Below are 13,958 nucleotides of genomic sequence, written 5' to 3'. Positions count from 1 at the left end.
CCTCCTTTAATTCATTGCCGGCTCGCCAAGCAATTCAAGCGTGACGCTGACAATTTGATCTGATGTCGGCAAATATTGATCTTCAAGCACTGGCGAAAACGGTACTGGTGTATGCGGCGCTGTAATTCGTTTAATCGGCGCATCAAGCAAATCAAAGCCCTTGTCGGCGACAATCGCTGCAATATCCGTAGCGATGCTGCAGCGCGGATTGGCTTCGTCAATGATGATCAGCCGGTTTGTTTTTTCTAACGATGTGAAAATCGCTTCCTCATCCAAAGAGACAGACTTCGGGGATCAAGCACCTCAGCCTCGATGCCTTTCTCAGAAAGCTGTGCGGCCGCTTCAAGCGCGGTATTGACCTGTTTGCCGATTGCAAACAGCGTGATGTCGCCGCCTTCACGTTTGATATCCGCTTTTCCGAGCGGGATTGTATAATATCCTTCCGGCACCTCGCCTTTCATGCTGTAGGACGTTTTGTCTTCAAAAAAGAATACCGGATCATTGTCTTCTATTGCCGCCAGCAGCAGGCCTTTGGCGTCATACGGATTGGACGGAACAACTGTCTTCAGACCCGGGATGCTGGTGAAAAGGCCATACAGCGCCTGTGAATGCTGGGCAGCTGCCCGGAACCCAGCTCCGTATGTGGTGCGGACGGTAATCGGCACTTGCGCTTTTCCGCCGAACATATAGCGGAATTTCGCCCCTTGGTTGATCACCTGGTCAAAGCACGTGCCGATAAAATCATTAAACATCAGCTCCGCAATCGGTCTCAGCCCGGTTGATGCCGCAGCCATAGCCGCACCCATGTAGCCCGCCTCGGAAATCGGTGTGTCCAGCACTCGGCTGCGTCCGAATTCCTGTACGAGCCCCTTTGTGACCCCCAGTACACCGCCCCATGCTTCATCATCCTGTAAATGATCGACAGCCGCTCCCCCGGCGACATCCTCACCGATTAAAAGCACATTTTCGTCTCTTCTCATCGCAAGCTTCATTGCTTCATTGATCGCGTCTGACATGCTTATGACTCTCGCCATCTCACATTCCTCCTTTTTCATATGACACGTAGACGTCTGTCAACAGCTCTGACTCTTTCGGATATGGACTGTCTTCACTGAACGAGACGGCTTTTTCAATCGATTCGCTGACACGCTGTTCGATGTCGGACAGTTTATTGGCATCTGTTTCTTTTAAAAGATAGTTTTTAAAGCCTTGAATCGCATCCTTTTCTTTAATATGCTCAGTCCTTTCATCCTTTGTTTTATAGGTTTGGGCATCTCCTTCGAAATGGCCGTAGTTTCTGTAGGTCATACATTCAATCAAAGACGGGCCACCGCCGTTTCTTGCTCTTTCTATCGCTTCCTCGGCTGCCTGGTAAACTGCTAAAATATCTTTTCCGTCCACCTTGACCCCCGGCATGTTATAGGCAGCCGCCCGATCAGCGATTGAATCACAGGCTGACGCGTACTCAAATGTTGTGGCTTCGCCGTAGCCGTTGTTTTCGGCAACAAATACGACAGGAAGGTTCCATACTGCCGCTAAGTTCAGCCCTTCATGGAAGGTGCCTTGGTTATTTGCTCCGTCTCCAAAAAAGCAAACGCTTACATTGTTAGTCTGTTTATATTTAGCGGTGAGCGCTGAGCCGCATGCGAGCGTAAATCCGCCCCCGACGATTCCATTTGCCCCTAGCATCCCTTTATTGAGATCGGCAATGTGCATTGAACCGCCCTTTCCTTTACACAGTCCGGTCGCTTTCCCGAATATTTCCGCCATCATGCCATCCAGATCACAGCCTTTGGCGATACAATGGCCATGTCCCCTGTGCGTGCTTGTAATACTGTCGCCATCATGTAAATGAGCGCACACCCCTACAGCTACCGCTTCCTCACCGGCATACAAATGGACGAATCCGGGAAGCACTCCCTGTGCGAACAGTTCATGAACTTTGTCTTCAAAGCCCCTGATTTCCAGCATCTTTTGGTACATCCACAGCGCTTTTTCCTCAGTTAATGACAAGCCTTCTCGTTTTAACAATTCCATTTTTTGTGCGCCTCCTTCTATTTAGGGTTCACATTAATAAATGCAAAAAGTGTGCCAGCTTTTTGAGCCCGTAAAATCAATGGTTTTGTTTTTACACTGTGAGACAGTTTGAGACAGGTGTCTCATTTTGTCTCGATCTGATCCACCTGTCTCGTTTTAAGGCACACAAAAAGACCGGACATCACCCGGTCTTTGACAATGATCGACGTATTTATTTCCTCGGAAATGTTTTAATCGCTTCATTCTTCTGCACCTTTTGTCTGAATGGCTGTTTTCAGAAGAAAATCAATTGATATTTGACATAACCGAAACTGCCGCCCCCGTCCTTCTGCATACAGTCTATCGTGCCGTTTGCGTATGCATTTGCTGTGCTACAGTTCTTGCTTTTCTTCAACTGCCCGATTCAGCGCTTGAAGCATGTAGCCAATCCCTTTGTACGAGGACAGAGGCCAGCTGAGATGCTGATGTTCTCCGATGACGGCGTTTAGGACGCTTCGGTATTTTTTCCCGCCAAGCATGATAAGCTCTTTTGTATTAGAAAAGCCCTTTTCATAAAATTGGCGGCGCAGCTCCTCCGCTGTCATGATCTCCGGATGGCCTGTTCCAAAAGTAACATCGTAATTTTCGGGAACGGTATCATCAGGACGAAGGAATCCATGCTTCGCCGACAAAATCACCCACTCATCGAAAAATGCTTTCGCATACCGCTCGCACGCCTGATGAAACGGGCTGAGATAAGCGTCTTCCGCCCTTATCGGCCCTGTATCCGGATGGATGTCCCATATTTTTTTCTTGCCGCATGGGATGATGCATAGTCGTTTCATGTTTCTCTCCCTTGTGTTGTTTCTCATATCAATGTACCACTATCCGCTTATTTCTGCATGACTAATAATCAGGGTGCAGGCGGGGTAAAGGCTGCACACAAAAAGACCCGGAATTCGTATTGAAATCCGGGCCGAATGAGAAATTGTTTATATCACTGCTGCTCCATCCCATCAAGATACTTTCTCTCAAAGTCATCGAGCAATGCACGCACTTCATCTGTTGACTTTGTGTTCATGCATTGATTTCTTAATTCACTTGCTCCTCGAAATCCGCGGAGATAAATCTTGAAAAAGCGAGGAAGAGGTTTGTATGGACGTGCTTCTAATTTTGAATATTTATCGTGAAGATCCAGATGCAGCCTTAAAAGATCAAGCAATTCCTTACTGCTATGCTCTCTCGGCTCCTTTTCAAAGGCGAATGGATTTGTAAAAATACCTCGTCCGATCATAATCCCATCAACACCGTATTGTTCGGCAAGTTTTAAGCCGGTTTCCCGGTCAGGAATGTCCCCATTGATCGTCAAAAGGGTATCTGGCGCTATCTCGTCACGAAGGTTCTTGATTTCCGGGATCAGCTCCCAATGCGCATCTACTTTACTCATTTCCGCTCTGGTACGAAGATGAATGGAAAGATTGGCAATATCCTGCTTCAATACGTGTGTCAGCCAGCCGCGCCATTCGTCTACATCCGTGTAGCCAAGTCTGGTCTTCACACTTACCGGCAGTCCTCCCGCTTTCGCTGCTTGTATTAATTCGGCTGCAACTTCAGGACGGCAGATCAGGCCGCTTCCCTTTCCGTTCCCCGCCACATTAGGTACGGGACAGCCCATATTGATATCCAGGCCTTTAAACCCTAATTCCGCCATCCCAATGCTCATTTGACGAAAGTTTTCAGGCTTGTCTCCCCATATGTGGGCAACCATCGGCTGTTCATCCTCCGTGAAAGTCAAACGGCCGCGGACACTATCCCTTCCATCCGGATGACAATAGCTTTCTGAGTTTGTAAACTCAGTAAAAAACACATCAGGCCTGCCTGCTTCACTTACGACATGGCGGAAAACAACATCCGTCACATCTTCCATTGGTGCCAGCACAAAAAATGGCCGTGGCAATTCACGCCAGAAATTATCTATCATAATAATTCATATCCTTTCATTAGAGACTACGGCTGTATCATGTATTCCAAAATTAAAAAACTGACCATGCTTTCCTTTTACACTTATAGCACGCGAAAGCATTTCTTATCAAACGATAGTAAATTTTGAACATTTCACTTTTTACAAGTTAAAAAGTGAAAAAGCTAACTGAAATAGAACAGATCTAATAGAACACCTTCATTGAGTTAATGTAATAGAGTGTCACTATAAACACAGTCAACTCCTTAACCTTATAATAGGTTCGAGAGCGAAAAAAGTGTGATGATTATCTACACGTATTTTTTATTTATATTGTGGTTTATTAATACTAGCGCTGATCTTCCTCTTTCTTAGCAGCCTTACTTTTAAACTTTTTGGATAAAAAGTATTCCAACCCAAATAGAATATCATATGAGTTCTCCCTATTACCAATTCAAAATAATTATCCTGTTATCGAAGAGAAAATATTTAACACTGCACCATATCCGTATCTCAATATCATTTGCGGAAAAACTAATTTCAAGAGCTATTTGATTAAGCAAATTGAGTTTGGGGTAGTATATCTGATACTCAAGAGAATGTAAAAAGAAAAAGCCCTAACTTGCCGCTTGTGAATCACATGGAGTAAAGAGGATGAGATGAGATGGGAAGAGAAAATAAACTCGAACTTAAAAGAATTCAAGAACTTCAATCTGGATCATTTGGGATTTGGCTTATGGTTTAGAAATAACCAACGAACAAGCGGCAACCTGACAAAGATTGCTTTTTTCTGGCCTATACAGTATATGTACTAAGGGTCGATTGGCTTTCAATGGTTTCGATTCGGTAATCCTGATCCAGAGCCAATAAAATAGACTGCTGACTAAGTGTCGCAGTCTTCATTCATAAGATTAATAAGAAAGTGTTCATTTTCTTTCATAATTAAATAAGGCATCAGAAGTTATTGCTTTAATTTCGAATATCCTTTGTTATACCGGTGATTATTTGTATAACAGTGAAAACCCCTAAGAAAACAGTGACAATATTAAACCATGGATTTTCATAGAATGAAAGATATTTTTGAAAGAAATCCAGTTCAACTATGTTTGCTGGGAAGCCATTCATTTCTCTATACTTAGGACCCCATCCCGTTAATTCTACAAAATTAAAATAAAGCTGTGAAACTAAAAATGCCAAAACCGTTTGAAACCAACTTCTTTTATATAACGGTCGTTTTTTGTTTACTTTATCCATTTAATTATCAGTTTCCTTTTCTGCAATACTTTTTTAGCCAAGTGTCAATCTAAAATCATTATATTATGAAGCATGATTGTCGCAATAATTACTTATTAAGGATATAACCATTGTAGGTATTACTGTAATAGTTGTTATCGTTGGTCCCACTTGCGGTTCCACCTCGGCACTATTATTTAATTGTTGTAATGCTAATACGTTATTCATAATTAATCCTCCATTCTTCATTTGATAAATTTAACATTTGAATTTAGTCTTACATATAAATAAAGAACTAAGTCACCCACTTCATTCATTTTCCATTGACAATAAATAAGAAGTATGGGATAGTGAAAAGAATTTATATGAAAACTAAATTTATTCCTTTTTTAGAAACAGGAAAAGGATTGGGGTCCTTTTCCTGTTTAGGCTTTCATATAATGTATGAAGACCAAGCGTACTTTTTTAGTGTGTTTGGTCTTTTATCCGCAGTTATTGCTAATAGTAGATGTGCCAACTACCGTTGTGATTAGTGTAAGTAAGCCACCTTTGCCTTTTGAAGCTTCTACTTCAGTTCCTTCATTCAGTTGTTGAAGTTCCAATACATCTCTCATTCAATTTCACCTCCTTTTTATTATTTATTACAACTATTGCTAATAGTAGATGTATCGATGAGTGTTGTCAAGAAGTGTCCACCCAGCTGTTTCTACTTCAGCACTAGAAATATGCAGAAAATCTTTTTTTGTTATGTTTGGTCTTTTATTAGCAGTTGTTGCTAATAGTAGATGTGCCAACTACCGTTGTGATTAGTGTAAGTAAGCCGCCTTTGCCTTTTGAAGCTTCTACTTCAGTTCCTTCATTTAGTTGTTGAAGTTCCAATACATCTCTCATTCAATTTCACCTCCTTTTTATTATTTATTACAGCTATTGCTATTAGTAGATGTATCGATGAGCGTTGTCAGAAGTGCCCACCCAGCTGTTTCTACTTCAGCACTCGCAGAAAATCTTTTTTTGTTATGTTTGGTCTTTTATCCGCAGTTGTTGCTAATAGTAGATGTGCCAACTACCGTTGTGATTAGTGTAAGTAAGCCGCCTTTGCCTTTTGAAGCTTCTACTTCAGTTCCTTCACTCAGTTGTTGAAGTTCCAATACATCTCTCATTCAATTTCACCTCCTTTTTATTATTTATTACAGCTATTGCTAATAGTAGATGTACCGATGAGTGTTGTTAGAAGTGTCCACCCAGCTGTTTCTACTTCTGAACCTTTACTCAATTGTTGCAACTCTAGTACTTCATTCATTTGTTCATCCACTCCTCTTAAATATCTTAACAGTTGTTGCTAATAGTAGATGAGCCAACTATCGTTGTGATTAGTGTAAGTAAGCCACCTTTGCCTTTTGAAGCTTCTACTTCAGTTCCTTCATTCAGTTGTTGAAGTTCCAATACATCTTTCATTTAGTTTCACCTCCTTTCAAGTACTCTTTCTTAGATTATCCTTCTCTCTCATTAGCAATGATTACTAAGGGTAGATAATGTAACTGAAATAGTTGTTAGAGTAACAGTCCATGCCGTAGGCTCCACTTCAGATTTTTCATCAAATTGTTGAAGTACCAGCACCTCTTTCATTTTCTTTTCTCACCTCCCTTCATAAGTTCTGTATATTAACTGCTTTAATTCTAATCTTCAATGATTATCATCGAATATAAGTGTTAGAGTTTTAATTGTTTAATAACAATTCTTTTTTTGTCTTTCTTAAGAAACTATCAATTTTTATTATTGGCAACCAATATAACGGATTTGAAAACTGGATAGAGTTTATGCCCAATATTATGCCAGCACTTCCGGAGTAGTAATCATCTGCTAAACGAAAGCTGAAGTTTCCAGGGAATAATACTTGATCATCTTTGCGGATAAGAAACAATTCTAGTTTTCTCAATGCCAGCTCAATATGCTGACTGATTTCATTTTTTTCCTTAGTCATTGGCGGGATTAACAAGAAACTACCGATCCCATCAAACAATCCACCGCTATATGCGATCCTTACTTTATTTAAATTGATTATTTGCTCTAATTCTTCTCTAAATAAATTATTATTTTTTACATAATTTAAATACCAAATAGCAATTCCTATTCCGATTGATCCCCCAGATAAATAGGGTAATAATCGAGGGTTTTGATCATCATATGTTTGCAAAGTATTCGTCTCTTCATCTACCTTACAATGTTTTAAATCTCGCTCAATATATTCTTTTGATTTTAAATAATATTTTTCATTCTTAGTAACTGAATATAATGCCGCATAGAATAAAGATATTCCTGACCAACCATCAATCAAACCTATAGGTACTGCTGCAAAATCAGTCACTGATAATTTATCATCTTCAATAATCCTTTTTTCTATCTGATCAGCAATTTTTTCAGAAGTAACCAAAAAATCATTATTATTTTCTTCCATGTATAAGCTAATTAATGAAAGACCTATTCCCGACAATCCTGACCTTAATGAAATATCTTTCATATCTTCATATGACAGATTATTGAATAAGTCCATAGCTTGCTCTATGTATCCCAATTCATACAATGTTGCTGCGATACCAGCTCGTCCTGTAAATAACCCAACATCATCATTAAGAACATTCAATTTTTCAAGTAAAACATTTTCAATCCAATCCCAAACTTCCTTGCTGACGTTTCCAGATCTGTACAATGCCAATGCAGCTCCAGTTCCCCCAGTTAGTACATTTAACTTTCCAGATGGCATTACAAATTGCCGTACATCGCCATGAATTAGCGAGCTGTTGGGCAAAATATTACTCTCTATACTGTTTCTCAATCCTTTTATTACTTTTGACATGTCCATTTCTTTTTGTATTTTACTGTCATAACTATTCTTGAATATCTTTTCTTTGGTGTCAGATAAGTATTTGTCACATAGATTTTCTGTATTTACAACATATTGATAGACATCTTTGCCAAACTCGTCCTCTATCCACATATCATGTTTCTTTTTAATGGTTTCTTCTATATCAGCAACCGGACCTATTGGCAGAATACAAAATCTTAAAACTTTCTTTAGTGCATACCAATCACGCTCTTTATGATTCTTATTTTTCTTATTTGTGTAGCCAATTGTTTGCAACGCTCCGTTTTCTTCAGAGAGAGCACTAGCAGCCTCAAAATCAATAATCTTAACATTTGATTCGGGGGTTATCATTATATTTTGGGGTTGTAAATCTCCCATACCAACATCTTTACTATGCACTAGTTTAATTGTTTTGACCAAGCTATTAATTATTTTTTTCACCTTACTAATGTATTCATTTTTATCATTTTCAACGTTGAACGGATAATTGATTGCACACCAGGTTTGAAGAGTTACACCTTCTACAAACTCTTCAACTAAAAATACATGTTTCCAAGCTTTAAAGTAATCAAGTACATTAACAACACCTTCAACATCTGTAAGTTTATTTAATGCTTCGTATTCTATATTCAATCTATCAATCGCATCATTAAATTGACCATCTAACCCTACTTTAGGTCTTCCTTCTTTGATTACTACTTTTTTCCCATCCAATTTCCTTATTCCAGTATATATACCGCCACCATTATTAAACCTAAGGACTCCTTGGAACTCATAATCATTAAAATTACTTACATCTTGAGTATCTAATAAGTTATTCTTGGAATCTAAATACTGATCAAAATCACTTACGAATTCAGGTATTTTATAATACGGCTGTCTATTATCCGGAATTAGGTTTCCATTTTCGTCTTTAATACAAAGTTCTCCTCTTTCATTGTAAATATTCTTAAACGCACCATATCGGTAATATATATTGCTGTCCTTCCACGATTTATCATTTAGTATGTATGGTCCATTCTCATAATGTTTTAATTCTTCATAAAGTTCATTCAATAACCTGAAGAACATGTTATTAGAGGAAGGATAGATAGCGATAAATTTTCCAGATGAAGTTCGATTACCATGCTTCGAATTCATATTAAATAGAGATTGTTTATCTTTAATATGTTTAAATGGTATCTGATGTTTAAATATAATTTGACTCACAACTTCTAATATATCCTGAGCATTATTCATTGTTGCACTTACGTGTATTTTCCAGCCTTGTTCTTTGAGGGTATGATTTGGATTATTATAAAACTTCCATGGTGATTTGTATTCTGTACTAACAGTATAGTAATTTGGTATATTATGTACTTCATATGGATCAGTCTCTGCATTTGGGCTTTTCTCTATATAGTATTTTGAATCTTCACTCATGTGTTGGAAATAAACTAATTTTTTGTCCATTTTGTTTTCGCCTCTCTTAAGCCGCTCTTAATTGGTTAATACTAATGGATCGGTACTATCTTCTTTAAACTGCTGCTCACAGAATTGATGATACAATTTATGACTATTCTTTAACTCCCAATGATTCCCTTGACCTGTGATCTCACCGTTTTCCATAAAAATGATATTGTCAGCATTTATAATGGTGGATAACCTATGTGCTATTATAATAGCGGTTCTATCCTTCATAAGCTTCTTCATTGCTTCGTTCACAATTCGTTCAGAATGACTGTCAAGACTTGCAGTTGCTTCATCTAAAAAGATTATATTTGGATTCTTCAGAAACATTCTCGCAATAGCAATTCTTTGTCGTTGTCCTCCTGATAAGTTCAGACCTTTTTCTCCAATATTAGTTTCTAAACTGTTAGGCAATTCACTTATAAATTGCCATGCATATGCCTTCTTACATGCTTCTACTATTCTTTTTTCATTTGGGGGATTTTCTAAACCAAAGATGAGATTGTCTCTAATAGTACCGCTTATTAAATCATGATTCTGTGCTACATATCCTATTTGGCTACGCCATGAATTTAATGAAAATAACTCAATATTCTCGTCACCAAAATAAATATTTCCGCTGTTGGGCTTGTAGTATCTCTCCAGAATAGAGATGATTGTGGTTTTACCACTACCACTAGGACCTACTAAGGCATTAACACTTCCTCTTTTTATTATTAAATTAATATTTTTCAAGGAAAATGCTTTATCCTCATTACTGTAGCAAAATGATAAATTTTCAATCACTAAATCTTTATTGGTTTCCGCTAATTCTTTTCCTTTATGCTGATCTTCTCCTTGCTCATATATCAATTGAGAAATTCTTTCTGTTGCACCTATTGTCTTTTGTATTTGAGTAAAGAATAGCCCAAAGTTATTAAGTGGACCCATGATATAGAACATAAGTGTCAGAAATGCTATAAACGTTCCTGGCGATAAACTTCCATTGGCTAATTTAACCCCTCCGAATCCAATTATGCTAATAATGATAAGCATCATCATTAAATTAATGATAGGGTTTAAAATAACCATCCATTTTGTCTGCTTTAGGCCTATGCTTCTTAAAGCTTCAACATCTTCTTTTCCTTTTTCTACTTGTAATTTTTCTGCAGTTGAAGATTTAACCAGTCTTATTGCAGATATTGTTTCAACAGCTCTTACATTTAATTCACCTGTTAAGCTTTGCGTCATTTTAGATAATTTAGATAAAATTCTTCCTAAAGGTATAAAAATTAATAAATAAACTGGAATTGCTACGACAATCACTAGTGTCAATTGCCAATCATAGTAAAACAACCAAAATCCACAAAAAAGCACTATTAATATAGCATTGATAAATTGCGAAAAAGAGTTACTTACTAAGTTGTAAATCACCGTAGTATCATTAACAAATCTACTTGCTATATCCGCAGAACGATTCTTATCGTAAAATTCTACAGGCAGTATAACTATCTTTTCCCATAATAAATTTCTGAGATTTGCGACAACATTATATCCTACTACACTTAACATATAACTACCAACTGCCCCAATTACTCCGCTGCTTAAAAATATCCCTAGCAGTCCTAATAGGTCCCACAAATTGATCTTTTCATGAATATTGTAATAGTCTATTAGACTTTTTAAATAATGAGGCACTAAGGTAGAAGCTATTGCGCTTAATCCACTTAAAAATATTGCCAATATAAATAATCTTATATTCGGTCTGGTTTTACTCAGTAAGAAGAAAAACTCTTTCGATTTAAAATTAGGGTTGGTCATCATTTTCACCTCTTTCGTTTAATTCCAATGTCTCAACTTTTTATATCGAATGACTCTTGAAATGACATACGCCATATCTTTCCTGATTTTCCTATAAACAATATTTCACACTCAATAACTGTAAGTCAATATATAATTTTACAAATTATAAAAAAAACAGGTCTTTGGTTATACATTATTCTACTTTTGTATATTACGAAATGTATATTCACTCTTAATATTTCTGCCCACAAAACCATAGGCGTAGTATAAAAGAATAAAAAGAAATTTAAATTAATCATACTAAAGGGACGTTTCCGGGGATAATCACTTCTAATTAGAAAAATATGCATTGACTGATTTACTTATATTTTATAAAATTGAATTAAATATACTTATATTTCATTTTTTGGAATGGGAGGGTGAATTATATACAATCTTATAATGAAATGTATAAAGAGAAAGGAGTATAAAAAATGAAGAATTTAAGAAGAATTTCGATAGTTTTCATATTTGTAATTGTATCTAGTTTACAACCTGTTAGCTCTCGTGCTGAAGAATCAAATCATGATGAATCTATCATAATTAACCTCGACTCAAAAATTAGTGAATCGACAATAAACAAGGTTCAGGAAAAGTATTCAAATATAGAAACAAATTATATTAAAGAACTAGATTTATTGGTAATAAATAATATAAAACCAAGCCAATTCTCAGCAATCAAAGATATTGCTAAAGAAAAATTAGACGCAAATGAAATTATTGAGGATAAAGAAATTTCTCTTCCTGAAAAAAGTAAACAGATTCCTGCTAAAGTGGCATCTTCATCACAATTCACGGAAGATAATGACACTCTTTATGACAGTTGGTTATGGAATATCAAGCAAGTTACAAATGATTATCGAAGTTATCAGATAAATAAAGGATCTCATAATACAAAAGTAGGGATAATCGATTCAGGCATAGATTTCAATCATCCAGACCTCAAAAAAAATATTGTAGATACTGGAGAGTCTTTTGTTCCAGTTGAAGATAATACACAAGACTTTTATGGGCATGGAACTTCTGTGGCTGGAATAATTGCTGCTAATGGGGATGTAAAAGGAGTTGGACCAAATCTTGGTTTAGTGCCGTATAAAGTATTTGATAAAGACGGTAAATCTAAAAGAAGTTGGGTTATAAGCGCAATTGTTAAAGCTACGGAAGATGATATGGACGTAATTAATTTAAGTTTATCTACTTTTTTATCAAAAAAAGATAAAGATGATAGAGAGACTATAAAACTTTTTGAAAAAGCTTTTAAATTCGCTAGAAAACACAATACTTTAATTGTTGCAGCAGCTGGAAACCATGGATATGATATCTCAAATTCAAAAAAACTTGCACAACAATTAGGTAAACCAAAGGACAATATCCTACATCTTCCTGGTGGAGATAACGATGTAATTACTGTATCTGCCACCACAGCGCAAAATACAAAAGCTTCTTACTCAAATTATGGAAAAAACATCTCAATTGCAGCCCCAGGTGGTGATCTGGATACAAATAAGATTGATCTATATAGCTTGGTATGGACTACTTCCCCTGTCAATATCCCGCAAACTCCGCTAAGTAAGTCACTAGGCTTTCAAAAGGGATATGAACCTACTTTAGGGACAAGTGTAGCAGCTCCAATAGTAACTGCTACAGCAGCCCTATTAAAGACAGAATACTACGAAAAATATGGAGAGGAAATGCCAAATCGTAAGGTTGAAGAAAACTTATATCAGAACACAGACCACGTTGAAAACTTAGATAAGAATGAAGTAGGTAGCGGTATCGTAAATGCTTACGAATCATTGCTTAATATTGAGAGATAAAAGATATTAAGCAGTTCTCGAACTTCACTAAAAATACTTTGATTAATAAAAAAAGATTACTAGACGATAATGATGATGAAGTAGAGATGAAATAAATTATATTTACGGGATATTGAGAATAACTAAATAAGTTAAGTTCACAAGCAACTTAATATTACTAAGTTGCTTGTGTCATATTTTATTTCAGCCTGAGTATTCAATTCTTTAGCTATTGTTGATTTCTTTATCGCACAAAACCCAGCATGTAGCAGCACCTTATAAACAGACCAATTCTTTCCCTTGCTTTAATCTATCTTCAATAGCCCACTTACCTTCCTTACCCTAAATCCCTCTATACGATTTTGTGTACGGACTAAATTTTGATTACGGAACCATGAACCGACTCATAAAGTTCTCCTAAAATTTAAGGGCTCACTCTAGTTGGTTTTCTTTCTGTTTGTAAAACAATTCATACTATTATTACTCCTTCTTTAGCAGTCCCAAACACTCTTTATCTCTCTTCCCAATCAACAGTGCTTTTCTCTTGTTATTCGGCTTTATTCTCGGTGTTACTTTGTAATACCATTCCCAATCATACTTACAAAATCCACGTATGCAGCCCTTTTGCTGTCCTACCCAATCCAACAATTGTCTCATCAAAATAGGGACAGCGATACTTGAAGCAAGTAATGTAAACTAAAACAAGTCGCTCCAATAAATCCAATTATCAGACCTCTTTTTATATTGCTTTTCATTCAAATTCACCCTTAACAAACCATTTCATAATCATAGTGAACAATTAGCTAATTAAGCAAAATGT

At 36.9% G+C, this 13,958-nt stretch carries 14 protein-coding genes and 1 pseudogene; 1 reads left to right on the top strand and 14 read right to left on the bottom strand.

Annotated elements, in window-relative coordinates; translation table 11 throughout:
- Positions 1-6: 6 nt before the first annotated feature.
- The 14 genes and pseudogenes from acoB to MHH91_RS04225 all read right to left on the bottom strand — a co-directional run bounded on the left by acoB (position 7) and on the right by MHH91_RS04225 (position 11,321).
- Positions 7-1,034 (bottom strand): annotated as a pseudogene (gene acoB / locus MHH91_RS04280) (acetoin:2,6-dichlorophenolindophenol oxidoreductase subunit beta).
- 1 nt (position 1,035) lies between these two features.
- Complete coding sequence (acoA, locus tag MHH91_RS04275; RefSeq protein WP_013351408.1) at positions 1,036-2,037, bottom strand: acetoin:2,6-dichlorophenolindophenol oxidoreductase subunit alpha; 1,002 nt, start codon at positions 2,035-2,037, stop codon at positions 1,036-1,038.
- A gap of 371 nt (positions 2,038-2,408) precedes the next feature.
- Complete coding sequence (locus MHH91_RS04270) at positions 2,409-2,861, bottom strand: DUF6884 domain-containing protein (RefSeq protein WP_013351407.1); 453 nt, start codon at positions 2,859-2,861, stop codon at positions 2,409-2,411.
- Positions 2,862-3,013: 152 nt separating this feature from the next.
- The gene (locus MHH91_RS04265; RefSeq protein WP_013351406.1) at positions 3,014-3,997 is read right to left on the bottom strand and encodes a tRNA dihydrouridine synthase; all 984 of its coding nucleotides are present in this window, start codon (positions 3,995-3,997) and stop codon (positions 3,014-3,016) included.
- 948 nt (positions 3,998-4,945) lie between these two features.
- The gene (locus MHH91_RS04260) at positions 4,946-5,230 is read right to left on the bottom strand and encodes a YfzA family protein (protein ID WP_014469913.1); all 285 of its coding nucleotides are present in this window, start codon (positions 5,228-5,230) and stop codon (positions 4,946-4,948) included.
- Between the two features lie 63 nt (positions 5,231-5,293).
- Positions 5,294-5,437 carry a class III lanthipeptide gene (locus MHH91_RS20775; protein ID WP_181185673.1) on the bottom strand — a complete coding sequence of 48 codons (144 nt, stop codon included), beginning with the start codon at positions 5,435-5,437 and terminating at the stop codon, positions 5,294-5,296.
- 254 nt (positions 5,438-5,691) lie between these two features.
- Entirely contained in the window at positions 5,692-5,823 is a 132-nt protein-coding gene (locus MHH91_RS04255; protein ID WP_014469912.1) for a class III lanthipeptide, read from the bottom strand.
- A gap of 148 nt (positions 5,824-5,971) precedes the next feature.
- Complete coding sequence (locus tag MHH91_RS04250) at positions 5,972-6,100, bottom strand: class III lanthipeptide (protein ID WP_014469911.1); 129 nt, start codon at positions 6,098-6,100, stop codon at positions 5,972-5,974.
- 137 nt (positions 6,101-6,237) lie between these two features.
- On the bottom strand, positions 6,238-6,369 hold the full coding sequence (locus MHH91_RS04245; RefSeq protein ID WP_014469910.1) for a class III lanthipeptide: 132 nt from the start codon (positions 6,367-6,369) through the stop codon (positions 6,238-6,240).
- 20 nt (positions 6,370-6,389) lie between these two features.
- Positions 6,390-6,509: a class III lanthipeptide gene (locus tag MHH91_RS04240; protein WP_187265387.1), complete on the bottom strand. Its 120-nt coding sequence runs from the start codon at positions 6,507-6,509 to the stop codon at positions 6,390-6,392.
- A gap of 26 nt (positions 6,510-6,535) precedes the next feature.
- Positions 6,536-6,664 carry a class III lanthipeptide gene (locus tag MHH91_RS04235; protein WP_014469909.1) on the bottom strand — a complete coding sequence of 43 codons (129 nt, stop codon included), beginning with the start codon at positions 6,662-6,664 and terminating at the stop codon, positions 6,536-6,538.
- 51 nt (positions 6,665-6,715) lie between these two features.
- The gene (locus tag MHH91_RS20770) at positions 6,716-6,835 is read right to left on the bottom strand and encodes a class III lanthipeptide (protein WP_187265338.1); all 120 of its coding nucleotides are present in this window, start codon (positions 6,833-6,835) and stop codon (positions 6,716-6,718) included.
- Positions 6,836-6,926: 91 nt separating this feature from the next.
- Entirely contained in the window at positions 6,927-9,524 is a 2,598-nt protein-coding gene (gene lanKC, locus MHH91_RS04230) for a class III lanthionine synthetase LanKC (protein ID WP_013351405.1), read from the bottom strand.
- A 27-nt stretch (positions 9,525-9,551) separates the two neighbouring features.
- Entirely contained in the window at positions 9,552-11,321 is a 1,770-nt protein-coding gene (locus MHH91_RS04225; protein WP_014469908.1) for an ABC transporter ATP-binding protein, read from the bottom strand.
- Positions 11,322-11,776: 455 nt separating this feature from the next.
- On the opposite strand from MHH91_RS04225, the gene MHH91_RS04220 reads away from it, so the two are divergent.
- Entirely contained in the window at positions 11,777-13,159 is a 1,383-nt protein-coding gene (locus tag MHH91_RS04220; RefSeq protein WP_014469907.1) for a S8 family peptidase, read from the top strand.
- The last annotated feature ends 799 nt before the right edge of the window (positions 13,160-13,958 follow it).

This window comes from Bacillus sp. FSL K6-2819, from assembly GCF_038008305.1.
GTDB lineage: Bacteria > Bacillota > Bacilli > Bacillales > Bacillaceae > Bacillus > Bacillus amyloliquefaciens.
The sequence above is the reverse complement of the archived record's forward strand: the minus strand, read 5'-3'. Positions and strand labels throughout refer to the sequence as shown.